Origin of the sequence: Amycolatopsis palatopharyngis (assembly GCF_003385185.1) — a bacterium.
In the GTDB taxonomy this organism is placed as follows: Bacteria; Actinomycetota; Actinomycetes; order Mycobacteriales; family Pseudonocardiaceae; genus Amycolatopsis; species Amycolatopsis palatopharyngis.
Genome location: NZ_PQHZ01000037.1, coordinates 1 through 23,531 on the forward strand (window position 1 = coordinate 1; position 23,531 = coordinate 23,531).

A 23,531-nucleotide genomic window follows, 5' to 3' on the forward strand; every position below is an offset into this window, starting at 1 on the left:
GCAGGTACTCCTCTTGGTCGATCTGCCCCTCGGCGTAACGACGTCGCAGCTCGAGCTGGGCTGGATCCTCGCCTGCTCGGGTGCCGGAACGGTTGGAGTCCGAGCGGACCAGCCGAACGATCGTCAGTACCACGAGCACGAGCACCGCCAGTCCGAGCAGTCCCCAGAGCACCATCCACCAGCCCATTCCCATCATGCCGTTCATCAAGGCCATCACCGCCTTTCCGTCAGTCGGCCTAAGACCCATCGTAAGTGCCGCCGGTCGTTGGCGCCTCCCGTCACACAACCCGGCAGTGCCTCCTGCGACGGTCACCAACTAGTCTACGTAGTAGCTTAGTTGGTGACGTTCGGAGGTGTGGTGTGGGGCCGCTGGGAATCGCCGTGCTGGTGCTGGTGCTGGCCTGGCCGATCCTGACCGACGCGGCAGCCCGCGCACGGCATCGTCAGCTGAACGTAAATTCGCTGACCGCCCTGGGCAGTTGCCGGTCTACACCTTCTCCCTGGTGCAGCTGTTGCGGGTGCCCGCAGCGATCTCTACTTCGAGACTGCCGCACTGATCCTGGCGTTCATCCTGCTGTGCCGGTACTTCGAGGCGCGCGCCAAGGGACGGGCGTCACGCGCCATCGCCGTACTGCTCGAGCTGGGCGCGAAGCAGGCACGGGTCCGTCGTGACGACGGCACCGAGGAACTGGTCGATCTGGACGAGGTCGAACCCGGGCAGTCGCTGGCGGTGCGGCCGGGCGAGAAGGTGCCCACCGACGGGTCGTCGTCGAGGTGCTTCCGCGGTGGACGAGTCGACTTCGCCGCCGCCGCAGGACATGGCGTCGCGGGAACCGCGTCGCATCTTCCACCGGCTCGTCCGCAGAGGTCAGCTGCCCAAGGATGCCGAGGTCCACAACCAACTCCGAGCGCAACAGGCATCTACCGAGAGGAACAAAGTTCGGTGCTTGCGCAGAGCCGCACAAAGTGCGTACCCCTGTAGACTCCGGTCTGGATCCTGGTTGATCTGGAACGAGACCACTCCTCAGTGGCAGGTTGTTGAGAGGAGCGTCGTCAACTCGGCCATGGCGCCCGCCGCGAGTGGACCGGCGAAGGCGAGCAACGCGATGCCCAGAAGCAGCGCGAGCGACATGAGTTTGCGCGAATCAATACGAAGGGTACGCGGCGTCGGGGCCGGATCGGTGCGCGGGAGATCGCTGGTCAAGGTCGCGAGATCGCCGACAGTACGTGCTTGGTAGGCGGCGGCTGAGCGCTCAGAGAACTCGTCCAGGGTCAACCGCCCGGTACCGACTTCCCGCTGTAGCAGGGTGACTGCCTGCTCCCGGTCAGCGTCCGACGCCCGAACGTTCGAGCCGGTCATGGGCTTTACCTTTCAACAGCAGTGCGGGACTACCCCTCAGTGGGTGGCGCTGGTCGCCGGGGAAGCCGCCCTGACTCCAGCGAGTCCTCCGCACGCAGGACCCGAAGCTCTTCCTGCAGGTCCGCGATCTGTCGATCGAGGTCAGCATCGTGCTTGGAACCAGGCATCATCGCGCAGTTTCCCTTGCGCATCGGGCGGATGCAGAAGAAGTAGACAGCGGTGATCGCGGCGACTGCGACGAACGCAGAGAACCAGGTAGGCATGTCAGCGAGATCCTTCTGCGCGTCGAGACTCGCGCTCCGCCTTGAGCTCATCGATCTCGGAGCGTAGCTGCTGCACCTGCTCCGACTGTCCGCTACTGGAGCTCTTGCCCTGGCCGCGCATCATCATCCACATCATCGCGCCCATCCCCACCGGACAAGCCAGGATGGCAACGGTGTACAGCAGTGAGTCCATGCTTCCTCCATACGCTGGGAGTCGGTTCCCGCCGACCACTCTACTATACAACTTAGGAGACTGGTTGGCTCGTGGTCGACTGGTGGGCGTCGTTTTGCTTGTCCTGCCCGACACTCGTCATTGCCGCCTCGGTCGCCGGTCGCGCCCCGGCGCGTGTCCGTTCGCGCTCGCCATGGCCTCCGAGTTGCGACGTCACTAAAGGCGGGCCATCGTCATCTCTGGCGCTCAGTCCCTGGCAGGCGCTTCACCGTCGTCCGATGTGGTCAGAATCTGCTTGACGAAGGGGAATGAGATGCAGGACGAGATCTGCCTCATCGTTGCCGGCCTCCACGACGACGGTTGCGCGCGTCGGGCGGCCATGGCGTTGACCGGAGTACACGGAGTGCTTGCCACAAGGGCAAGTCACGCGAGTGGGATGGTGGCGGTGTCGTACGACCCCGCTGAACTGGTTCCCGCAATGTTGGTGGAGCGGTTGGAAAAGGCTGGTTTCACGCTTGCGGACACGGCGGTCGACATCGAGTAGGCAACAGCCACTCTTGGTTTGGAGTCCAACGTTGAACGGCAAACCAGCTACTATATACCCTAGTAGTTGGTCACGGGTGCAAAGCGCGTGTCCCCGCAGGAAGCTCGGGTAAACGCGGTGCCGATCCTGAGATCAGGTCGGAAGAGTGAACCCGGCGATGGGGCCTTGGAGCCAGCTGATGAGCTGACCCCACAGGCCGGTGACCAAGGCAACGCCGAGGGCCAGGAGAAACGCGCCGCCGACTTGCTGAACGCGGCGGATGTGGCGACGCAGCCAAGTGGTGGCACGTACTGCCCAATTCGCACCGAGTGCGAGCAGCACGAAGGGGAGACCGAGACCGAGGCAGTAGGCGAGGATGAGCAGTAGGCCGCGGCCAGTGGCGGGGCCAACCTGGGTACCACTGGCCTGGATCCGTGACCTCCGGCGCATCGGCGCCCACAAGGTCGGCGAGGTAGCCCAGATAGCCGGGCACCAACGGAAGGCAGCAGGGGGATGCGAACGACACCGTCCCAGCCGCCGTCGACAGCAGTGCGGCCAACCACAAGGGGGCCGGAGAAAGCCAACTCGGTCAGATCCACGTAGTCATCGCTTCTGGCCGCTGGTGCCGCATGCCCGCTCCTCGATCAGCTTCTACCTGCCTGATACGTATCTACGACGTAGGTTAGTATAAGGGCGCGATGACATCAGCATGGCCGAGGACGCTAGGGTGCACGTCAGTGACTGGCCGTCGGCATCGCGGGAAGCTGGCGAGCCGGTGTTGCCGAGTTCGTTATCAAGGATCCAGCAGACGGCGGTTAAGTCGTGTTCACTGGGAGGCTTCTGCTCGGCTCGGTGTAGCAGCGATTCCAAGTGGCCCTCCAGTCCTACGAGTTCGGCGATCTGGCCGCGGACGTCATCCAGGCGCTTCTGCAGCACGTCACGAACATGGCCGCACACCGCATCGCCGCGATCGTGAGTGGTCACACCTGGCGGCAGGCAGCGCCAGCGGTCCAACCAAGGTCTAGGTCGCCACCGAATCCGGTTTTCATGCCGCTCAGGATCTTGACTCTGCGCTGTCCGCAAGTCTGTTCCAGCTCAGATGGAGACACCGTTGCTGCGCAGCCACAACAGCGGGTCGATCTTGCGTCCACCTTTGTGGACTTCGAAGTGCAGGTGCGGTCCCGTCGACTGGCCACGGTTTCCCACAGTGGCGATCCGCTGACCGGCGCCGACGCGTTGACCCACGCTGACGAGCGCTTGGTTGATGTGGCCGTACACAGTGACGGTGCCGTTGTCGTGGCGCACTCGAACCCACAACCCGAACCCACTGGCGGGGCCGGATGAAACGACTCGGCCGTCCAGGACGGACACAATGGGTGTGCCGATGCTGTTGGCTATGTCGAGTCCGTAGTGGATGTTGCCCCAGCGTGGCCCGTAAGTTGAGGTGATCGTTCCCGTGGTCGGTGCCAATGCCCGGCCGGGTGGTCGCTGCGCTGTCCCGGTTGTGGCCGAACTGGGTGTGGGAGCGGCACTCTGACCATCTTGTGTCGGTTGCGAAGGCGCTTGTCGCGTTGCCTGCTGAGCAGCCTCCCAATTGTCGAACGTGTCGCGCTGGCCTTGTAAGCCGGCGAGATTGCGCCGCGCGTCGGCAAGTTGCTGCTCGAGTTCGTCCTGATCGGAGAGTAGCTGGACCGCACGTCTCTGAGCAGCGGCCTCGGCGGCCACCGCGGATTCATACGCCGCTGTCGCCGCGGCTTCGGCTTCCTCGGCTTGCTGCTGCCGCGTGCGGGCTTCCGCGAACGCGGCACGGGCTGCCGAGTTCAGGTTCGCCTTGTCAACAAGGGCGCGACTCATCGTGTCGAGCGCATCAAGTTCTGCGCCACCTATGGCGTTCAACAGATCGGCACGGGCAAGGAGGTCTTTCGGGCTTTCGGCGCCCAGGTATGCGCTGATCGACCCGACCGCACTTCCCTGCCGATAGCTAGCGGCAGCGAACTTGTCGACCTGCCGTTGTGCCTGCTGGATATGTGCACCCACGGCTTCGACTTCGACTCGGGCGCCTTCGGCGGCCGCTTGTGCGGCGTCTGCTACTTCTCGCGTTACCTTCTGCTGCCGCTGCGCCACGGTGACGTTGTCGTACTTGGCGGCCAGTTCCAGTTGTGCCGCATCCAGCGCCGCTCCCGCCGCGGCCACCCGACTCGCCAGGACGCCAACTTGTTCGGCTGCGGTCTGCACCGCTGTGCGGCCTTCCGCGAGTTCCCCGTCGCTCGGGTTCGGTGGAGGTGGGGTTCCGAAAGCTGTTCCGGGCGAACCGGCGAGCGAGAGTGTCGCAATTGACATGGCCACAACAACACACGCAAAAGGTCTACGTGGACTCATGACCTACTCCCGCCTCACTACCAACTACCTGAGCTAGTACTTGTCGAAAGTGTATACCTTGGCCACATCTGTCTCAACTGCAACAGCGGCCCCAGCAGTCACTCCGGATGTTTCCGCTGCCGATTTGCCGGGCCTACTATCTGGTATAGTAAGAAGAGGGGTGGTGCGTTGCCTGCGTGCGACCCCGCCGTCGGCTCCCGAACCGACGAGCCGCGGGCGCGGTACTCCTTCCGCGCCCGCGGCACCTACCTAGTCTTAGGATCGAACAACAAGAGCGGGGATGAAGCGCACTATAGGGCTGGGTGAGGTGCCGCGATGAGTCAGACGCCGATCTACGACATGCCAGTGAAAGCCATGCAGGAAGTCGACTTCTCGTTCGCGAGAACGTCACGGCCTACCGAAGTCGTATCGATGGAGCGGCAGCGCACGGCACCACCCTGGAACCTTACTTCCCAGCGGAAGGCATCGTCGTCTGTCGCACAATGAGTCGTTGCCGAATCACGCAGCCACGGCACAAGTTGCGAAGCAGCTACGCATTGCGCTGCTTCCGGGCAGTACTGAGGTTTCCGTGAGTCTGGGTTGGGTAGGACGGAGACGACATTCTCGGGACACAAGATCGCGACGGAGGACTGATGGCCGACGAGGAGACGTTCGAGGGCTATGTCGTCGACATCGCGTGCTTGCGGAAGTACCCACAGAACGCGCTACTGTCGAAAGCCCGTAGGCATACTCTCGATTGTGCGCTCATGGGGCACTGCGTCGAAAGCGGGTACGGGGTGGTTGGCGACGATGGTGTTGCGCGGTATCTCGATTCTGGCGCGACCCCTAAGGTCCTGGATGTACTCAAAGCGACACGAGCGAACCGCGGTATCCGACTGCGCGTGGGCCGCGCCTTTCGGGACGGCCAGATGCACACAGATCGTGTTGACGAGTTGGCACCGCTTCCGTAGATGAGCGGCTGTGCTGGTTATCAGCTTGCTTACCGCACTCCAGGCGTTATGTCGCGTCTCTCCGTGGCCGACCTTTCGCTTTGGCAGATCGGCCACGGAGAAGCTGATTGCGAAAGGGTTCCAAGTTTCTAGCGTCGCCCCGTGGTTCGGTCAGTGGTGGTAGGCGTGGGCGACCGCATGGCCGAGGCCACGGCCGATCAGCCACTTGTTGACCGGTACCGTCACCACGAAAGCGACGAGGAAAGCGAAGGCCAGCGCGCCCCAGAACAGCACGCTCGCCAGCCCGGCCTCCATCGCCCCGGGAACGACGACCATCACGCCGTTGTCGACAATTTCCATGACGGTGATCGAGATGGTGTCGGCAGCCAGTGCCACCTTGAGCGCCTGCTTGAACCCGACGCCCGCCCGGAGCACTCCGCGCATGCTCAACGCGTAACCGAAGACGAACGCGAGCCCGACCGCCAGCGCGATCGTGGCCACCGCACTCCAGCCAAGCCAGGTACCGATGACCATGCCGAGCACTTCGCCGATGGCGCATCCGGTGAGGCAGTGAAGGGTCGCGGAAGCGGCGCTCGCCCACGTGGCTGGGTGTGAGCCGTGGTGGTTCGCATGGCTGTGCTCGTCTTGATCGGCGCCGTGGTGATCGTGGTCGGGATGTGGAGCGGGACCCGCGGCGGGATGGTGGTGCTGGACGTCGGACAAGGGTGGTGCCTTTCTCGTTATTCGGTTGGTTCGGCTTTGGTGCGTCGACTGCGCTGGATCAGGAAGCGCCGAGTTGGGCGATGTCTCCGCTGTGGTCTTCGGTCTCCGGTTCCAGTCCGGCCACCAGATTGAAGGCTCCGGTGAGCAGGTTGAGGGTGACCAGGCCCACGACCTCGACGATTACCCGGTCGCTCCAGCCGTGCGATCGCAGTTGAATCACGTCCTCGTCGCTCAGCGATGATGGTTCGGCCAGGATCCGTAGGGCAGCCGAGATCAAAGCCGTCTCCCGTGCGTCGGTCGACATTGCCTGCCGGGCGAGCGCGATGTCGTTGTCGGTAAGTCCGGCTGCCCGTCCGGCGGCTGCGTGGGCCTGGAGGCAGAAGTCGCACCCGATCCACTCCTGTGCTGCCAGAGAGATCTTCTCGCCGAGTGCTCGGGGCAGCTTGGCGCGTTTCATGGCACGGGAAAATTCGAGATACCCCTGCAGAAGCGCGGGGGAGTGCGCCATGGTCGACACCATGGGACCGACACTTCCGCGCCGGGTGATGATGTCGGTCAGCAGTTCACGTGATCGGGCTGGAGCGTCCTCGGGTTTGACTTCCGCTAAACGTCGCATACGACCTCCTCGCCGCCGCGACACTATACGGGTAGGGGGTACGTCTGCAACTGGATATCCAAAGCGTCTCGGGCAGATCATCGAAAGTGACGGCAGTGACCGTGGACCTTGTGCGGACTCTAAGGAGCATCGCGTCCGGGCTCGACGAACACGGCGTCAAGGGCGGCCTGCGAGCCTACGACACTGCCCGCCGTCCGCGAACCGAGAAGCTGGCTCGCATCTCGGGCAGGCTTGGCAGGATCCTGCAGACCTCTAGACGGGCGGGTGCTCGGTTACGAGACACAGTCGCACTCGGCATACCCACGCCGCTGTTTATGCACTTCGCAGGCCTGGCGTTCGCGTGGGTGCCTCCTCAGGCCCGCGACGTTAAGCCGCGTCGGCCGGTCAGGAGAGGATGAGGTTTCCCTCGAATGCGGTCAGGATGAGTCCGGCCAGCGGGCCGATGGCGAGTGAGACCGGCGCCGCAATGTAGGCCGTAACGGCGGGCCACCGGTTCACCTGTTCGAAGGTGCCGGGTTCGCTGCGCGTCGTCGGTGCAATCCAGCGCAGGTAGTAGAAGAGGCTGGCGACGGTGTTGACGATCGCCAGGACGACGAGCCAGCCGAAACCCGCATCGAACGCCGCGGTGAACACCGTGAGCTTGCCGGCGAACACGCCGGTTGGTGGTGTGCCGACGAGCCCGAGGAGGCAGACCACCAGGCTGAGCGCGAGCCAGGGATGTCGGCGTAGTAGCCCGCGGTAGTCAACGATGGTCGCGGCGCGGGGTAGAGCGCAGACGACGGCGAACGCTCCGAGGTTGGTGACGGCGTAGGCGGCGAGATAGAGCAGCAGGCTGGGCAGTGCTAGGGGCGCGCTTCCGGCGGCCGCGACCGCCATGAGTAGGTAGCCGACCTGGCTGATGGTCGAGTACGCCAGCAGCCGTCGGACGTTGTCCTGGAAGAAGGCGGCAAGGTTGCCCAGCGTCATCGTGAGGGCCGCGAGTACCGCGATCAACAGTCCCCAGTCCAGCGCCGTCGGGGCGAGGGCCGCTGAGACGAATCGGTAGATCGCGACGACGGCGCCGATCTTGGGAATGGTGGTGATCAGGGCGGCGACCGGCGGGCGAGATCCTTCAGTGACGTCGGGTACCCAGAAGTGCATTGGTACGGCGCCGGCTTTGAACAGTGGCCCGGCCAGGAGCAAGAGGGCACCGACCGCGACGGCGCCCCCGGCAGCGGACGGGAGCGACTCGGACAGTTGCGGATAGGCAGTAGAACGAGCGACGCCGAACAGGGTCATCAGCCCGAACAGCATCGTCACACCGACCAGCGCACCCATGAGGTAGTACTTCATGCTGGCTTCGGTGCCCGGAGAGTCCTTGGCGAACGCGGTCAGCGCATAAAGCGGCACGCTGGCTAAGAGGTAGGCGGCCGCGAGCAGCAGGAGGTCGTTGGCGCCGGCGAGCAGCACTGCGCCGAGCGCGCCGAGCAGCAGCAGGACGACGAACTCGGCTTCCCGCCGATCGCCACGAATGTCCGCAGCGGCCAGGCCCAGCACCAGCAGCACCGACACCAGCACCATCGCACGGACAGCGTTGGTGGCCACATCGATCGAATAGGTGCCCTCGAACACCGTCATGCCCGGCCGCGACCAGTTGGCGACCGTTGCCGCGAGCCCACCCGCGCATGCGGCCGCGGCAAGTGCACGAACCAGCCACTGCCACTGCCGGGGGAGGTAGGAACCCAGCAGCAAACCGAAAACGGCGGCGCCGGCGAGGAACAGTTCGGGGAGCAGAAAGGTCAGCTCCTGAGTCATCGAAGCGTCCATGTCAGCGACTCAGCAGGGAGCCGAGGGTACTGGCGGCGGGCTCGATGAGGTCCAGCAGGAAGCGTGGGAAGAGTCCGATCACGACGGCGAACACCATCAGCGGCACGATCGACACCGTCTCGGCGGCGGTCAGGTCAGTGGTGCCGGTGCCGCTGCTGCCGGCTGATGGCGACCCCAGGAAGATCCGCTGGTACGCCCGCAGGAACAGCGCGGCCGTGATGAGGATGCCGAGGAAGGCCAGTGCCGTGGCGACGGGCGCACCGCCGAGCGAGCCGGTGAAGATCTGGAACTCGGCGATGAACCCGGAGAACCCGGGCAAGCCCAGTGACGCGAAAGCGGCGACGGCGGTCACTCCGGCGAACTTCGGGGCTTTGGCGGCCAGCCCGCCGTACGAGCTCATGTCGTAGGTGTGCCCCCGCTCGTACAGCACGCCTGCGAGCAGGAACAGTGCCCCCGTGATTAGCCCGTGGCTCACCATCTGGGTCACCGCCCCTGTCACGGCGAGGTCATGTGCTTGCGAGTCCGACGAGGCGACGAGCCCGGCCGCGCCGACCGCGAGGATGATGTAGCCCATGTGGTTGACCGAGGTGTAGGCGATCATTCGTTTGAAGTCGCGCTGTGCCAGGGCGACCAGCGCTCCGTAGAGCACACTGACCACTCCGACGATCACGATGACCGGAGCGTAGGTGCGCCAGGCGTCGGGCAACATCGGCATCGCGATCCGGACGAAACCGTATGTTCCCATTTTCAGCAGTACGCCAGCCAGGATCGCTGATCCAGCGGCTGGTGCTTCGGTGTGCGCGGGGGGAAGCCAGGTGTGAAACGGCACCGTGGGTGTCTTGATGGCCAGGCCGACGACGATCGCGAGTAACACCAGGGCACCGAGAGTGCCCTTGCCCGCGAGCGGGTTCTGCTCGCTCAACTGGACCATGTCGAACGTGCTGGGTTCGGCGGCGACGTAGAGGCCGATGAAGCCGAGCAGCAGCGCCAGCGAGCCCACGAAGGTGTAGAGGAAGAACTTCAGCGCGGCGCGAGCCGCGTCCTTGTGGCCCCAGCCGGCGATCACGAAGTACATGCCCACAATGGACAGGTCGAAGAACACGAAGAAGAGAATGAGGTCCAGCGAGACGAACAGGCCGAGGCTGACCGTTTCCAGGAACAGGAACAGCGCTGCGAACGCGCGGACCCTATGGGTCTGGCGCAGGGAGTAGATCGCGCAGGCAAGGAAGAGCACCGTGGTCACGCCCACCAACGGCAGGCTGAGTCCATCGACTCCAATGTGGTAACCGGACTTCACGGTCGGGATCCAACGTTGATTGACCTCGTAACCGAATCCGGATTGGCCGGGGGAGTAGTTGACCCACAGCGCGACGACCATGGCGACTTCCGCCGCGCTGGCCGTAATCCAGGTCCAGCGCACTACCACGTCGCTGATCCGTGGCATGGCCAGCAGCCCGGCCGCGACCGCTAGCGGCAGGAATACCACGATGCTGAGCACGCTCACCTCCCGTTCCAATCTGTGCTGGTGTTACTGCCAGGCGAAGAGTTACGCATCACAACACGACCAGCAGGACTGCCAGCGCCGCCAGAACGACGACGGCTTGGGCGTAGTAGTGATGGAGCTGGCCGGTCTGGGGCCGCCGGGCCAACCTCCCGAGCTTGCGAAAACCGCTCGCCAATGCCCGCACGGTTGCCTCGACCGACCACTCCAGTCGCGCGTCTACCGTGCCGGCGAACGAGGTGCCGACCACGGCGGTGGCGCGCACTCCACCGTCCACGACCCGGTCGTCGAACCGGGCGAGCAGTTCGGCAGCCCGCTGAGCGGGAACGGCGACGCCGGCGCGCGCGAGCGCCTCCAGACCGAGCCACTCGCCGAGGCGTTGCTGCATCGGTACGTCGCCGCGTTGCCACACCACGCCGGCCGCGGCGCCAGCGGCGGCCACGGCCACCACTGCGGACAGGAGATACTCCCACCACACCGGCGTCGGCTCCTGGCCGTCGGCCACGATGGCCGCGAACTCAGACCACACGCTGTGCACGGCGAGTATGCCGAGCAGCGCCGCGCCCGCCGCCAACGGTGGTAGAGCGTGACGCTGCCACGGGGTGACCTGGCGGGTTCCCTGCCGGTCGGTGTCCCACGCTGGGTCGAGAGCGGGTGCGGACCAGACGAGGACGACGGCGCGCGCCGCGTAGGCGGCGCTGAGCGCGGCAGCCGCAAGCCCCAGCAGGTACAGCGGTGTCGACTCGTGCAGCGCTGCCGCCAGCACCACGTCCTTGGTCGCCCAGATCGACAGCGGTGGGATCCCAGCGAGAGTCACCGCGCCGACAGTGAACGTGGCCCCGACGACCGGGTATCGCCTGGCTACCCCACGCAAGTCGGGCAGGTTCTTCGTGCCCAGCGCGGCGAGCCAGGCCCCCGCGGCCAGGAACAACAGACTCTTCGTGAGCGCGTGTGCCACCAGGTGTGCGCTTCCGGCCGCTACGCCGCCCGCGCCCGCGGCGAGCACCATGAACCCGACCTGGGCACACGTGGACGCTGCCAGCAACTGCTTGAGATCGCGTTGCACCAGCGCTACCGCGCCAAGCGCGAGTGCGGTGAGCGCGCCGAGCCACGCGACGAAGACTGCCGCCCACGCGGTGGCCGAAAGCAGCGGCTCCAGCCGCAACAGCAGGTACGCCCCGGCCGCGACCATCGTGGCCGAGTGCAGTAGCGCCGACACCGGGCTGGGGCCGTCCATGGCCCGAGACAGCCAGAAGCTGAACGGAAGCTGCGCCGACTTGCCCATCGCGGCAAGCACAACACCCGCGGCAACCACGTCCCGCCAGCCGTCCGGCAGCCGAGCCAGCTCGCTGAGTTCGAGCGCCCCCGCGCCGCCCGCCAGCGCGGCGCCCGCCGCGAGATAGAGACCGAGATCAGCGGCCCTCGTGGTCAGGAACGCCACAGTTCCCGAGCTCGCGCGTCCGGCATCGCGCCACCAGAAGCCGATGAGCGCGTAGGACATCGCGCCCATCACTTCCCACGCCATCAGCAGCGCAACCATGGTGCTTGCGGTGACCGTCACCAGCATCGCGCCCGCGAACACCAGCATGAACCCGAAGAACCGCGCCCGCGCCTCGTCTCGGCCGAACTCACCCGCCGCGAACACCAGCACCGCGAGCAGGACGACCGCGACGGTGATCACCATGACCGCCGACAGCCCGTCGACCTGCAGGCCGAAGGCGACACCCTCCAGATAGGAGGCCGAGATCGCGGGCCGGTCCACGGCCACGAGGATCGACGCCGCCAGCGTCAACACGGTGGCGCCGATCGCAACAACTCCGGCGTAGGGGTCGGCGCGGCGGCCGGACAGGAGCAGGGCTGTTCCGACGACCAGCGGAATCCCGACAAGCAACCAGAGCATGGCTTCAGTCCTTCAGATCCGCGGCCATGTCGGTCATGTCAACGTCCCTCGCTCGGAACACTGCCGTGGTCACCGCGAATCCGGCCGCCATCTCGATCGCCATGGCAGTGACGGCAAGCACCACGAAAACCTGGCCGTCCGCGCGAGCGGGCGAAGTGAAGTACCAGAAGCCGGCGCCGCCGACGATCACCGCGTTGATCATCAGCTCGAGCCCCATCATGATCATGACGATGGACTGCTGGGACAACGCGCCGTACAGCCCGACGCTGAACAGCGCCGCCGCGAGCAACAGGTAGTCCTGCAGGGTCATTGACCGACACCTCCCCGGACCGGGTCGTCGGGGCGCTTGCGATCCAGTCGGTCACCGAAGCGGTCGTAGCGGCCCCGCTGCGTCGACAGCACAACGGTGGCGATGATCGTGGCGAACAGGGCAAGGCCAAGGACGATCATGACGAGCATCTTCGAACCCATGAGGGCTTCGCCCAGCGCCAGCGTTGGGTCCGGTGGCGGCTGCGCGGAGGTGGTGGGCCAGTCGATCAGGAAGATTCCGGTGGCCAGTACGGCGAACGTTCCGATCGAGATCGCCAGCGACCCCTTCTGGTTGTGCACCATGGACATCGGCATGAGACCGGCAGGGTTCATCATGTACATCAGCATGAAGACCACCATGATGACCATCTCCATGATCATCATAAGGATGACCAGCACGCCCAGGTAGGTGAGTTCCACCAGCAGCAGCGTGACCCCCGCGAACACGAACGATGCCAACAGCGAGAAGGTGGCCCGCGCCATGGAGTCCACGCGGAACACCAGAATGCCGGTGATGACGGCCCCAGCGGCGCACAGCCAGAACGCGATCTCAGACCACATATGTCCAGCCCTTCATATGACGACGACAGCCACGACGAGGGCCTGGAGCAGGGTCGCGGGAATGAGCACGATCCACGCGATCTCCTCGAACCTGTCCATCCGGATGGTGGGCAGCCGCCGTCCGGCCCAGACGAGCGCGGCCAGCACCACAGCGGTCTTCACCAGCGACCACAGCCAGGCCGGTAGCACCGGTCCCAATCCTCCGCCGAGGAACAGGGGAACCGACATCGCCGCTCCGGACACCAGCAGCAGCCAGCGTCCCCCGGCGAACACCAACCTGTCCACACCGGACATCTCCGCCATTGCCCCGCCGGCGATGTCACGGCTCACGGGATGGTCGAACGGGCTGAAGAACGCCATCGCAAGAACCGAGGCCAGAAACACGACGAACGCGATCGGCATCCAGACCACGAACCACAGGTCCTGCTGTGCCGCGACGATATCCGCGATCCGCAGTGAGCCCGCGCCGAGTGCCGCGGTCGTCAGCACGAACATATGCGGCAGCTCATACGCCAGTCCCTGGGCGAGGAACCGGTAGCCGCCCACCAGGCCGAACGCCGAGTTGGCTCCCCAGCCAGCCAGCCAGACGGCAGCCCACGCGACGATCTCCATCGCGTTGAACCACACGACCCCGACGGACAGGTCTCCCACTGCCCAGTGCCCGAGTGGCGTGACGAACGAAGCCGCCACGGCCGCGGTCAGCAACGCGATGCCGGAGCCCCGCCACAGCAGGGTGTCGGCGGCGAGAGTGCGTCGCCGCTGTTGCACGAGTAAGCCGGCCACGGATCGCAACGGTGCTGTCGCCGTCGCACGTAAGTTACCGCTGCTTCCAGCAGCTCGCGCCGCGAGCCCGGTATCCAGCGCGACAGCCGCCAGCGCGAAGGCCACCAGCACCAACGGCAGTAGCAGTGCCCCGAGCCAGCCGGTCGCCTCAACCATGGTGGACCTCGTGGTGGGTGAGTGTCTCGAGGTCGGGATCGAGGCTCGCCACGAGCAGGCGGGCGTTGGCGAGTTCCTGGCCTTCGAGTAGAGCGGGCAGGACAGCCAGCGTCCACTGGGCCTCTTGGGCTCCGTCGAGTTCGGATTCGTGGACTTCGGCCAGCTTCGACTGATCGAACGCAGCTGACGCCGACGCGATCCACGTGTGCAGTCGCGTTAGTGCGTCATCTCCCAGTGCCGGGGGAGTGGACGGGTCGTCTGGAGTGGCTCCCACTCCCGTCAACGACCAGCGGAGCATGCGGGAGCGCCGCACATGGCGGGCCCACTGGGCGAATGACTTGGCTGTCTCTGTGACGTGCTCTCCGCGTAGGGCCTGGTCCCGTAGCACGCGCGCCTGCGACGAGGCGTCAGGCCAGCCGGCGATGGACAGCAACTTCGCACAGGAGTCCAGCCGTCGAGCAGCCACTCGGCGTGCTGCTTCCACCGGCGGTGAACTGCGGTCTGTCCAGAATGGCTCCCGTGGTGCGCCGTCGAGACCGACTACCTCGGCTGTCGCCTCCTGGATGACATCGCCCTGCAAGGTCGTCCGGATGACGAGACCGGCAGGCCATTCCGGCAACAATGGGCCGAGTGGGACGTGGAGCTGGTCGAGCATGAGGCCGTCGCGATCTTCTGCCCGGTCGGCCATCGGAACGCCGCCAGGCATTTCCATGTCGCCCATGTCGTGGCCGTGATGGTTGTGGCCCTGGTCGTCGGATTCCTCGTGCTGGTCGTGCTCACCAGAGTGCTGCTCGTGCTGGCCGTGTTCGGACTGTCCTGAATCGCCGTCCCCCTCATGTCCCTCGTGCTCGTGCTGTTCGTGCCCAGGCGTTTCGTGCGTGTCTTGCGAGGCGCGGACTGCTTGCTCACGCTGTTGGCCGGCATCTCGAAGTGTTCTCGTCGCCGCATCCAGTTCCGCCCATGCGGCTGCCGCGGTGTCGACGTCCACGCGAACGCGCGGCGCCGGTACCAAACTCCATACCTGCTGGACGTATGGCTGCATCTGCCTGGTGATCGGCCCGGCCACGACGAGGATGTTCGCCTCGGCAGGACTGGCTGCTACTCGCCAGCCGCGTTCCCGGATGACGCGTTCGACGGCGAGTCGCGCCCCGATCCCACCGGGTGTGGTCACCACCAGTGGGCGCGGCGGGGTGTGCCGTAACAGCCACGAGGTCAGGTCCATCGCAGGGCTCCCTCTCTCCACGCGTAGACAACCCCTGCCATGAGGATCCCGAGGAAGACGAACATCTCGACGACCGACGAGACGCCCTTCTCGGCCACGACGAGTGTCCACGGGTACATGAACACCATCTCCATGTCGAACGCCAGGAGGACCATGGTGATGGCGTACCAGCGGACGTGATAGCGGGACACCGCGTGCTCGGTCGGGTCGTGGCCAGAAAGGAACGGCCGCACCTCGGTCATCGTCTTGCCAAGCCGGACGAGAAACGCGACGCCGTACAGACCCGAGGCGATGATGAACATCAGGACGAAGAGGAGAAGTGCGCCGCCGACGTTCACCTTGGACCACACCTCCAACTCTGTCGCCGTCGAACTGCGACGTGTCTACTACTCACGATCGCAGAGGATATTCGTCTACGGGCTTCGCCGCAGGCTGGGCTGCATCCGACTTAGCCTGCTCGCGCTCTGGATGACGCCGAGTTTCAGCTCGACACCGGTGAAGGTGGGCGCCCGCCTTCAGCTTCGTTATCAGTGGTGATGTGCGACGGCAGTCGGCTGCTCCTCGAAAGGCTGTGCCGGGATGATGCGGTCCAGCCACAGCGACGACACCGCGAACAGGAGGCCTGCGCCGTTGATAATGCCGCCGATCCAGTTCACCGAGACCACACCGAGTCCGGAGTCGATGGCAAGGCCTCCGAGCCAGATCCCGAGTGCGGAGCCGAGCGTGAACGCCGAGATGTTGGCGGCCGAGGCAACATCGGGTGCGTCACCCGCCTTGGTCATCACCCGCAGCTGGAGCGGGGCCACGACGGAGAACGCCGCGATCCCGTACAGCAGCACTCCACCGACAGCGGAGACCGGGTGCTGGATCAACAGCGTCATCGCGAACAACATCACCGTAAGGCTCGCGACGGTACCGATGAGTGCGCCTCGTACATTCCCTGTATCGCCAGGCGTCCGACTGTCTCGCGCGCTAACGGAGTCCGCCGATCGCGGTACTACGATTCGACTTCACCGGCCTTGGCGAGTCCGGTGACAACTTTGGCAACTCCGACTTCGGATCCAATCTCGATGACGTGGTGTCCGCTGCGAATAGCCTTCGTGCCGTGCTCGCCGCTCCCACTATCCTTATCGGACATTCACTGGGCAGCGCAGCCGTGCTCGTGGCAACATCCCCGGATACCCGAGATGCGAGCTGTGGTGACGTGGTGATGCTGATTGGCGGTGGGTGTGGTCGTGTCCGCGCCCACACCCACCGCCGGTCTACTGTTCGGCAGTCAGAACGGATCGTTCGCTGGCTTGGAAGCCAGTTTTCGCGTGGGAACCGTCGCAGAACGGTTTCCTGGCGGACTGGCCGCAGCGGCAGAGCAACTGCGTGCGTCCTGCGCCGATCTCGAACGTGTTGTTGTCGTGGTCCACGACCTGGATCGGACCCTTGATCTGGTAGGGGCCGTTGTCAACCGTCTTGATGACTACTGGCGCCTGGGGTTGCTGCTCACCCGTCATGCTCAGTCGACGATCTGATAGCCGGCGTTGTTGATGGCCGCACGAACGAGTTGGTTGTCGACCGGAACTTTACTGATGACAGTGACTTCGCCGCTGGAGATGTCGACGTCCACATCGTCGACATCTGCCACGGACGTCACTGCGGCTGTCACCTTGTTCATGCAGCCCGAGCAGGTCATGCCTTTTACGGTGTACACGTCAGTGCTCATTCTCTGGTCCTCTTCGTGTTCGACGGCTAATTCCATACACAGTACCCCCGTTGGGTATAGCGTTTCAAGGAGGGTGAGGTGGTAGGCGAGGCGAACATGGCAGATCAGTCGCGGCTGGCGCAGGAGGAGGTCGCCGAGACGCTGACCACAGCGTCAATCGACACTTGACGACCGCGACGGTGGACGCGTGCCCGCACCAGGGGCAGCAGCATGCCGCAGCAGAGGCGCAGTATGGCCTCCGCCGAGACCGTCGAGCCGCGGACGTGCTTGTGGTGGCCTGCTTTCCATAGCTCCTTCATGTCGCCACACCGGCCCTGGTGATCTCCCGCTGCAGCACGGCCAGCCGCTGCGGCCAGTTCACCGCCACGGCGCCGCTGAGGATGCCCGCACTGTCGTAGCGCACGCAGAAACCACGCGGGCCTGGCTCGGGCTCGGACTCCGTGCCGCGAGGTAGGCCAAGGACCTGGATCCGATCTTGGTAGACGTCTGTCCAGAAGACGGTCGGTAACTCGGGAGGTGGCTCCAGTCCAACGAGTACTGTTGCCGCGCGGCGCGCATCGGCCACCGCCGCAGTCCAGTGCTCCCAGCGGATCGCCCGGCCTCCGGTCAGCGGGGACGGAGTGCGCGCGACGTCGCCGATAGCCATGATGTTGCCGGCTACTGTGCCGTCCGCGGTCACTGCCCGTCGTCGCGCATCCGTGAGCACCCCGTCACTGACATCCAGTCCGGACATTCCGAGCCACTCGGTGTTGGGCTTCGCTCCCAGACCCGTTATGACGGCGTCGGCCTCGAGTACGGCGCCGTTGTCGAGTGATACGTGCCATCGCGTGCCGACCTTATCCGCGGAGCGAACTGGTTGGCTGAAGCGGATGTGCACACCCCGTGCCCGATGCTGTTCCCACAGCCATTGTGCGACGGCCGGTCCGAGCGCAGCGGCCAGCGGGGTGGTCTGCGCGTCGACCACTGTGACTTCCCAATTCCTTACGCGAGCGGCGACGGCGACCTCGGACCCGATGAATCCGGCGCCGATGATCACCAGATGTCCTGGAGCTCCGGCCAGGACGGCGCGCACTCGCTCTGCGTCCTCGACAGTGCGTAGTGACAGCGCGCTTGCCGTGCCGGGAAGTGTGCGGGCTCGAACGCCAGTTGCGATGACGACGGCGTCGGACTCAATGAGTCGGCCGTCGTCGAGCGTCACGGACGGACCTGCGAGGTCGAGGTCTACGGCCGCGGTACCGAAGCTCCAGCGCACATCGGTAGCCGAGTTGGTCAGCACTTCGACCCCGCCCGGTTTATGGAGCGCAGCCTTGGACAGCGGTGGACGTGGGTACGGGGCGTGTTCTTCGGCGCCAATGCCGAGCAGCTCACCGCTGAAGCCATGGCCGCGGAGTGCTTCGGCAACGCGCAGACCCGCAACGCCACCCCCGACGATGACCACGCGCCCGGTCGGGCGCTTCATGCTGGGCCCGGCGAGCGAAGCTGGATCGCGCGTGCCGGGCATTCCTGGACTGCGCTGATGACCTTGTCCCGCTCGTTTTCTGGTGGTTCGGCCACGAACTGGGTGTAGCCCTCATCGTCGATCCAGAAAACTGCCGGAGCGGCCAGCGCACAGAGGCCGTGTCCCTCGCACCTGTCGAAGTCGATCGTGACATGCATCGCTCGTCCCTTCCTTTGACTGCGGTACCCCCCTACGGTATACATAGAGGCGCGGTGAGGTCCATGGTTACTCGCCCGAATACGGGTAAGGGGTAACATTGGCTCGTCGGCATGAAGTAGAGGAGAAATGACATGCGGGGATACTCCGGAGACAAGGAAAACCTGCTCAAGCGCCTGCGTCGCATCGAAGGACAGGTGCGGGGACTGCAGCGGATGGTGGAGAACGACGAGTACTGCATCGACGTGCTCACGCAGATCTCGGCGGCCACCAAGGCGCTGCAGTCGGTGTCGCTGGGCCTCATGGACGAGCACCTCAAGCACTGTGTGACCGAAGCGATCGAGCAAGGTGGTGACACTGCCACAGAGAAGGTTCGCGAAGCCAGTGAAGCGATCGCGCGACTCGTGCGGTCGTGACCGTCTGTCAACAGAAACCAGAGATCGAAGGGAAGTGTCATGGCCGAGACCACTTACACCGTCAAGGGGATGACCTGCGACCACTGCGTGCGTTCGGTGACCGAAGAGGTCAGCGAGATCGATGGGGTCACCGAGGTTCTGGTGGATCTGCCCACCGGAGCGGTCACCGTGAAGAGTGCGAAGGACATTGAGGCCGACGACGTACGCGCCGCTGTCGAAGAGGCTGGATATGAACTGACCGCCTGAGCGGTCACTTCTGGATCTGCGGGCAGCGGCCCGCGGTAAGGACGGACATGAACACAGCAGGGAAGCTCTCCGCCTACGGTGTAGCGCTCGTCCTGGTCGCCGGTGGCGGCTGGACGACCGGCACCGCTGTCGGTCCCTTCGCCGGTCAGGCCGGCGCGCACGGCACCGAGGACGCCGGGCACGGGGACACTCACAGCGGCACCGTCGCGGAGGCCGTGCAACCCGACCAGCCCGGCGGGCTGGCGTCGTCCAGGGGCGGGTACACCCTCACGCCCACCAGCACGACGCTCAACCCCGGGACAACCGAAGAATTTTCCTTCCGCATCCTCGGTGGCGACGGCGAGGCGCTGACCCGCTTCGACGTCGAGCACGAGAAACGCATGCACCTGATCGTCGTGCGGCGCGACACTGCCGGCTTCCAGCACGTGCATCCGGAGATGAGCACCGGCGGCACCTGGACGGTCCCGCTCGAGCTCGCACAGGCCGGAAGTTACCGGGCGTTCGCCGACTTCGTGCCCGCAGGCGATGAGGGTGTGACGCTGGGCGTCGATCTGGCTGCACCAGGCGATTACCGGCCGGCCAGTTACGAGCCGTCCAGGGTGTCGAACGTCGACGGCTACCAGGTGCGCCTGAACGGCGACCTCGTGCCGGGACAGACCTCCAAGGTGAACTTGACGGTCACCAAGGACGGACGTGAGATCAGCGACCTGCAGCCCTACCTCGGCGCCTACGGGCACCTGGTTGCTTTGCGGCAAGGAGACCTGGCCTACCTGCACGTTCACCCCGAAGGAACGCCGGGAGACGGCAGGACAACACCCGGTCCCCAGGTCACATTCTTTGCCGAGGTTCCCTCCGCAGGCACGTACCGCCTGTTCCTGGACTTCCGGCACGAGGGCGAGGTCCGTACCGCCGAGTTCACCGTCGCGACCAATGGCGATCACCACTGATCCCGGATCGAGGAAGGAACATCACGATGACCTCTGACGTGACGAACTCGAAGCCGGATGCCGGTCACGAGATCGAACTGGCGATCAGCGGCATGACGTGCGCGTCGTGCGCCATGCGGATCGAACGGAAGTTGAACAAGCTCGACGGGGTCAACGCCACCGTCAACTACGCCACCGAGAAGGCCAAGGTCAGCTTTGGTGACGGGGTGGAACCGGAGCAGCTGGTCGAGCAGGTGGAGGCCGCAGGCTACTCCGCCGCGCTCCCCGCAGCCCGAGGCGTGGAGTCAGGTGCCGCCGGCGAAGGCGCCGAGGAACCGGAGGACCCGATCCGCTCGCTGCGGCAGCGGCTTATCGGGGCGATCGTGCTGTCGGTCCCGGTCATCCTGCTGGCGATGATCCCGGCGTTGCAGTTCACCTACTGGCAGTGGATCTCCCTCACCCTGGCAGCGCCAGTGGTGGTTTGGGCCGCGTGGCCGTTCCACCGGGCGGCGTGGGCCAACCTACGGCACGGCGCCGCGACGATGGACACACTCATCTCGATGGGCACCCTGGCGGCGCTGCTGTGGTCGCTGTACGCACTGCTGTTCGGCAGCGCGGGTGTGCCCGGGATGACCCACGCGTTCGAGCTCACGGTCCAGCGTATGAGCGGCGACGGCAACATCTATCTCGAGGTGGCCGCCGGCGTGACGACGTTCATTCTCGCCGGCCGGTACTTCGAGGCACGCTCGAAGCGGCGGGCAGGCGCGGCCCTGCGGGCGCTGCTGGAGCTGGGCGCCAAGGAAGTCGCGGTGTTGCGAGCCGGCCGCGAAGAGCGCATCCCCACCGATCAACTGGCAGTCGGCGACCACTTCGTGATCCGGCCGGGCGAGAAGATCGCGACCGACGGCGTCGTCGAGGAAGGTAGCTCGGCCGTCGATGCGAGCATGCTCACCGGCGAGTCCGTCCCCGTCGAGGTCGGTCCCGGCGACACGGTTGTCGGCGCGACCGTGAACTCGGGTGGACGCCTCGTTGTACGGGCCACCCGAGTCGGGTCCGACACCCAGTTGGCACAGATGGCCAAGCTCGTGGAGGAGGCACAGACCGGCAAGGCGGCCGTACAGCGGCTGGCCGACCGGATCTCCGCGGTGTTCGTGCCCATCGTCATCGCCCTCGCCGTCGGTACGCTGGCGTTCTGGTTAGGCGCCGGTGGCTCGGTGTCGGCGGCGTTCACCGCTGCGGTAGCCGTACTCATCATCGCCTGCCCGTGCGCTCTGGGCCTGGCCACGCCCACGGCCCTTCTCGTGGGAACAGGGCGTGGCGCCCAGTTGGGCATCCTTATTAAAGGGCCGGAGGTGCTGGAGTCCACGCGGCGAATCGACACCGTTGTCCTGGACAAGACCGGTACTGTCACGACCGGCAAGATGGCGCTGGTCGAGGTGCACGTTGCCAACGATGTAGCTGTCCAGGAGGTGCTGCGCCTCGCGGGTGCGTTGGAGAACGCCTCCGAGCACCCGATCGCGCAAGCCATCGCTCGCGGCGCCGAGGAACGCGTCGGGGAACTGGCTGCTGTCGAGGACTTCACAAACCTTGAGGGCCTCGGGGTCCAAGGCAACGTCGAAGGCCGGGCGGTGCTGGTCGGGCGTACCGCACTGCTGGAGCAGTGGAGCCAGCACCTACCCGCCGAACTGGCCGAGGCCAAGGCCGCCGCGGAGAAGCAAGGCAAGACCGCGGTCGCCGTCGGCTGGGACGGGCAGGCGCGTGCCGTCCTCGTCGTCGCGGACACCGTGAAGGCGACCTCTCGGGAAGCCATCACGCAGCTACGCGAGCTCGGGCTCACCCCGGTGCTCCTGACCGGCGACAACGAAGCGGTCGCCAGGTCGGTGGCCATCGAGGTGGGCATCGACGAGGTCATCGCAGAGGTGCTGCCGAAGGACAAGGTGGACGTGGTGACGCGCCTGCAGTCCGAGGGCAAGGTCGTGGCGATGGTCGGCGACGGAATCAACGACGCCGCCGCCCTCGCGCAGGCCGACCTCGGCCTCGCGATGGGTACCGGCACCGATGTCGCCATCGAGGCCAGCGACTTGACGCTGGTACGTGGTGATCTCCGGGTGGCGGCCGACGCGATCCGGCTGGCTCGCAGGACCCTTGGCACCATCAAGGGCAACCTGTTCTGGGCATTCGCCTACAACGTGGCAGCCCTGCCGCTGGCCGCAGCCGGTCTGCTGAATCCCATGATCGCCGGTGCGGCCATGGCGTTCAGCTCGGTGTTCGTCGTCAGCAACAGCCTCCGACTCCGGAGGTTCCGTGCCAGCACGACGACAGACGCCGTGACGCCAGAGACCACCGACGCCCTCACCGTCGAGGAGCCCGTCGCCGCCAGGTGATGTAGGAAACGCAGGGTGTGCCCGTCCGCAGCGGCCGACGGGCACACCCTGTTGGCTTCCCTTGCCTGTCCTGCAAGGCGCTGACATGGCGCTTCGGGTGGGGTCGGGCAGCTCGTCGACCCGAGGTTTGCCACACGAGGTGTTTCGATGGTTCGTCGGCGGGAAGTCGTGGTCTGTACCGGCGTGTCCTTTACCGAGGCGGGGTTCACGATGACAGAACCACGAAACCAGGCCGACAGAAGTTCGAGTACCTCGAACCGTTCCTCCGCCTCAGCTCTGTCGGTTACGTCCTTCACTAGCGGGACGAATGTTCTCCTCGGTGTGTGGCTGACCGTCTCACCCTGGGTGCTCAACTACAGCGAGCAGGACAACGCGGCCTGGAACCAGGTGATTATCGGCCTCGCGATTGCGGTGATGGCACTAGTTCGTACCGCGTCACCAGCCAACTTCTCGGAACTGAGTTGGACGAACTTCGTGCTCGGCGCGTGGCTGATCGTTGCGCCGTTTGTCCTGCCACTCAGTGAGACGAGTCCGAGTGAGCCGGTGTACTGGAACAACGTCATCGTCGGAGTGCTCGTTCTGATCCTGGCAGCTGTCAGCACGATGGCGAGTGGAAACCGCGGTGACCCTATCGCTTCCTAGTGTCGCGTGGGCGGTCAACGCGAGCGCGTCCTACAGTTCGGTCGTAGGAACGAACCCCAGCGAAAGATCGAAGTCTGTTTAACGAGCTACGAATAACGGTGGGTACTATATACAATAGTACTATTAATAATAGTAGATGTTGCCCTGCTCCGCGCCGCTCCTGATCTTCGAATCCCGCCGGAGGAAGAGGTGATTGTAGACGGTGGGCGACGGGTCGAACCTGAGTTCTCGTGCATTACACGCCTCGGCAGGGATATGGACCGTGTCACACCGCCCGCGACCTACTATGCGCAGTAGTGGTAACGTTCGCGCAACGGAGCCAGGTCGCTGGCAACCCGACACGGAG

General features: G+C 65.3%; 28 protein-coding genes and 2 pseudogenes. 9 read left to right on the forward strand and 21 right to left on the reverse strand.

What is annotated here, in order from left to right:
* The coding region (locus D0C15_RS24010) for an SHOCT domain-containing protein (protein WP_116049610.1) at positions 1-214 on the reverse strand (214 nt) is incomplete at its 3' end.
* Positions 215-697: 483 nt separating this feature from the next.
* On the opposite strand from D0C15_RS24010, the gene D0C15_RS35890 reads away from it, so the two are divergent.
* A complete protein-coding gene (locus D0C15_RS35890) occupies positions 698-982 on the forward strand; it encodes a hypothetical protein (RefSeq protein WP_483964189.1) in 285 nt (94 codons plus the stop codon).
* Positions 983-1,024: 42 nt separating this feature from the next.
* On the opposite strand, the gene D0C15_RS24020 is transcribed toward D0C15_RS35890, so the two are convergent.
* The 3 genes from D0C15_RS24020 to D0C15_RS24030 are packed head-to-tail and all read right to left on the reverse strand — an operon-like array spanning position 1,025 to position 1,816.
* A complete protein-coding gene (locus D0C15_RS24020; RefSeq protein WP_116049612.1) occupies positions 1,025-1,360 on the reverse strand; it encodes a DUF1707 SHOCT-like domain-containing protein in 336 nt (111 codons plus the stop codon).
* A gap of 29 nt (positions 1,361-1,389) precedes the next feature.
* A complete protein-coding gene (locus tag D0C15_RS24025; protein WP_116049615.1) occupies positions 1,390-1,623 on the reverse strand; it encodes a hypothetical protein in 234 nt (77 codons plus the stop codon).
* Position 1,624: 1 nt separating this feature from the next.
* Complete coding sequence (locus tag D0C15_RS24030; protein WP_116049617.1) at positions 1,625-1,816, reverse strand: hypothetical protein; 192 nt, start codon at positions 1,814-1,816, stop codon at positions 1,625-1,627.
* Positions 1,817-2,090: 274 nt separating this feature from the next.
* Here D0C15_RS24030 and D0C15_RS24035 point away from each other — a divergent pair, with 274 nt between their 5' ends.
* On the forward strand, positions 2,091-2,339 hold the full coding sequence (locus D0C15_RS24035) for a heavy-metal-associated domain-containing protein (protein ID WP_211323309.1): 249 nt from the start codon (positions 2,091-2,093) through the stop codon (positions 2,337-2,339).
* A gap of 132 nt (positions 2,340-2,471) precedes the next feature.
* On the opposite strand, the pseudogene D0C15_RS24040 reads toward D0C15_RS24035, so the two are convergent.
* Positions 2,472-2,917: pseudogene (locus tag D0C15_RS24040) on the reverse strand (cytochrome c biogenesis CcdA family protein).
* Positions 2,918-3,413: 496 nt separating this feature from the next.
* Positions 3,414-4,442, reverse strand: a complete 1,029-nt coding sequence (locus D0C15_RS24045; RefSeq protein WP_245976168.1) for a M23 family metallopeptidase — start codon at positions 4,440-4,442, stop codon at positions 3,414-3,416.
* 887 nt (positions 4,443-5,329) lie between these two features.
* Between D0C15_RS24045 and D0C15_RS24050 the strand changes: the two genes are divergently transcribed.
* Positions 5,330-5,647, forward strand: coding sequence for a hypothetical protein (locus tag D0C15_RS24050; RefSeq protein WP_116049622.1), 318 nt, complete (start codon positions 5,330-5,332; stop codon positions 5,645-5,647).
* Positions 5,648-5,797: 150 nt separating this feature from the next.
* Here the strand turns inward: D0C15_RS24050 and D0C15_RS24055 are convergent, their stop codons facing one another.
* The 11 genes from D0C15_RS24055 to D0C15_RS24105 form a co-directional block, all read right to left on the reverse strand.
* A complete protein-coding gene (locus D0C15_RS24055) occupies positions 5,798-6,349 on the reverse strand; it encodes a DUF4396 domain-containing protein (RefSeq protein WP_116049624.1) in 552 nt (183 codons plus the stop codon).
* A 58-nt stretch (positions 6,350-6,407) separates the two neighbouring features.
* Positions 6,408-6,965: a carboxymuconolactone decarboxylase family protein gene (locus tag D0C15_RS24060; RefSeq protein ID WP_116049626.1), complete on the reverse strand. Its 558-nt coding sequence runs from the start codon at positions 6,963-6,965 to the stop codon at positions 6,408-6,410.
* Positions 6,966-7,349: 384 nt separating this feature from the next.
* Entirely contained in the window at positions 7,350-8,759 is a 1,410-nt protein-coding gene (locus tag D0C15_RS24065; RefSeq protein ID WP_245976170.1) for an NADH-quinone oxidoreductase subunit N, read from the reverse strand.
* Between the two features lie 13 nt (positions 8,760-8,772).
* Positions 8,773-10,269, reverse strand: a complete 1,497-nt coding sequence (locus tag D0C15_RS24070; RefSeq protein ID WP_116049758.1) for a complex I subunit 4 family protein — start codon at positions 10,267-10,269, stop codon at positions 8,773-8,775.
* Between the two features lie 55 nt (positions 10,270-10,324).
* Positions 10,325-12,172, reverse strand: coding sequence for a proton-conducting transporter transmembrane domain-containing protein (locus D0C15_RS24075; protein WP_116049631.1), 1,848 nt, complete (start codon positions 12,170-12,172; stop codon positions 10,325-10,327).
* A gap of 4 nt (positions 12,173-12,176) precedes the next feature.
* Entirely contained in the window at positions 12,177-12,482 is a 306-nt protein-coding gene (gene nuoK, locus D0C15_RS24080) for an NADH-quinone oxidoreductase subunit NuoK (protein WP_116049633.1), read from the reverse strand.
* Complete coding sequence (locus D0C15_RS24085) at positions 12,479-13,042, reverse strand: NADH-quinone oxidoreductase subunit J (protein ID WP_116049635.1); 564 nt, start codon at positions 13,040-13,042, stop codon at positions 12,479-12,481. Before D0C15_RS24085 ends, nuoK begins: the two co-directional genes overlap by 4 nt.
* Before the next feature lie 12 nt (positions 13,043-13,054).
* Positions 13,055-13,981: a complex I subunit 1 family protein gene (locus D0C15_RS24090; protein WP_116049637.1), complete on the reverse strand. Its 927-nt coding sequence runs from the start codon at positions 13,979-13,981 to the stop codon at positions 13,055-13,057.
* Positions 13,974-15,203 carry a hypothetical protein gene (locus D0C15_RS24095; RefSeq protein ID WP_116049640.1) on the reverse strand — a complete coding sequence of 410 codons (1,230 nt, stop codon included), beginning with the start codon at positions 15,201-15,203 and terminating at the stop codon, positions 13,974-13,976. Before D0C15_RS24095 ends, D0C15_RS24090 begins: the two co-directional genes overlap by 8 nt.
* On the reverse strand, positions 15,194-15,541 hold the full coding sequence (locus D0C15_RS24100; RefSeq protein ID WP_116049643.1) for an NADH-quinone oxidoreductase subunit A: 348 nt from the start codon (positions 15,539-15,541) through the stop codon (positions 15,194-15,196). The genes D0C15_RS24095 and D0C15_RS24100 overlap by 10 nt, the downstream gene beginning before the upstream one ends.
* Before the next feature lie 189 nt (positions 15,542-15,730).
* The gene (locus D0C15_RS24105) at positions 15,731-16,096 is read right to left on the reverse strand and encodes an MFS transporter (RefSeq protein ID WP_162830233.1); all 366 of its coding nucleotides are present in this window, start codon (positions 16,094-16,096) and stop codon (positions 15,731-15,733) included.
* 95 nt (positions 16,097-16,191) lie between these two features.
* Between D0C15_RS24105 and D0C15_RS35765 the strand changes: the two genes are divergently transcribed.
* Positions 16,192-16,641 carry an alpha/beta hydrolase family protein gene (locus tag D0C15_RS35765; RefSeq protein WP_425455418.1) on the forward strand — a complete coding sequence of 150 codons (450 nt, stop codon included), beginning with the start codon at positions 16,192-16,194 and terminating at the stop codon, positions 16,639-16,641.
* On the opposite strand, the pseudogene D0C15_RS35770 reads toward D0C15_RS35765, so the two are convergent.
* The 4 genes and pseudogenes from D0C15_RS35770 to D0C15_RS24130 form a co-directional block, all read right to left on the reverse strand.
* A pseudogene (locus tag D0C15_RS35770) lies at positions 16,577-16,708 on the reverse strand (CDGSH iron-sulfur domain-containing protein); the annotation flags it as partial. The gene D0C15_RS35765 and the pseudogene D0C15_RS35770 overlap by 65 nt on opposite strands.
* A gap of 2 nt (positions 16,709-16,710) precedes the next feature.
* The gene (locus D0C15_RS24120) at positions 16,711-16,917 is read right to left on the reverse strand and encodes a heavy-metal-associated domain-containing protein (protein ID WP_116049651.1); all 207 of its coding nucleotides are present in this window, start codon (positions 16,915-16,917) and stop codon (positions 16,711-16,713) included.
* A gap of 295 nt (positions 16,918-17,212) precedes the next feature.
* Positions 17,213-18,376, reverse strand: coding sequence for an NAD(P)/FAD-dependent oxidoreductase (locus D0C15_RS24125; RefSeq protein ID WP_116049653.1), 1,164 nt, complete (start codon positions 18,374-18,376; stop codon positions 17,213-17,215).
* A complete protein-coding gene (locus tag D0C15_RS24130) occupies positions 18,373-18,573 on the reverse strand; it encodes a ferredoxin (protein WP_116049656.1) in 201 nt (66 codons plus the stop codon). Before D0C15_RS24130 ends, D0C15_RS24125 begins: the two co-directional genes overlap by 4 nt.
* A 132-nt stretch (positions 18,574-18,705) precedes the next feature.
* On the opposite strand from D0C15_RS24130, the gene D0C15_RS24135 reads away from it, so the two are divergent.
* The 5 genes from D0C15_RS24135 (at position 18,706) to D0C15_RS34275 (ending at position 23,185) form a co-directional block, all read left to right on the forward strand.
* Positions 18,706-18,987, forward strand: coding sequence for a metal-sensitive transcriptional regulator (locus D0C15_RS24135; RefSeq protein ID WP_091676901.1), 282 nt, complete (start codon positions 18,706-18,708; stop codon positions 18,985-18,987).
* A 39-nt stretch (positions 18,988-19,026) separates the two neighbouring features.
* A complete protein-coding gene (locus D0C15_RS24140; RefSeq protein WP_116049658.1) occupies positions 19,027-19,233 on the forward strand; it encodes a heavy-metal-associated domain-containing protein in 207 nt (68 codons plus the stop codon).
* A 47-nt stretch (positions 19,234-19,280) separates the two neighbouring features.
* On the forward strand, positions 19,281-20,180 hold the full coding sequence (locus tag D0C15_RS24145; protein WP_116049660.1) for a hypothetical protein: 900 nt from the start codon (positions 19,281-19,283) through the stop codon (positions 20,178-20,180).
* Positions 20,181-20,206: 26 nt separating this feature from the next.
* On the forward strand, positions 20,207-22,543 hold the full coding sequence (locus D0C15_RS24150) for a heavy metal translocating P-type ATPase (protein WP_116049663.1): 2,337 nt from the start codon (positions 20,207-20,209) through the stop codon (positions 22,541-22,543).
* Between the two features lie 210 nt (positions 22,544-22,753).
* Complete coding sequence (locus D0C15_RS34275; RefSeq protein ID WP_281270728.1) at positions 22,754-23,185, forward strand: SPW repeat protein; 432 nt, start codon at positions 22,754-22,756, stop codon at positions 23,183-23,185.
* The last annotated feature ends 346 nt before the right edge of the window (positions 23,186-23,531 follow it).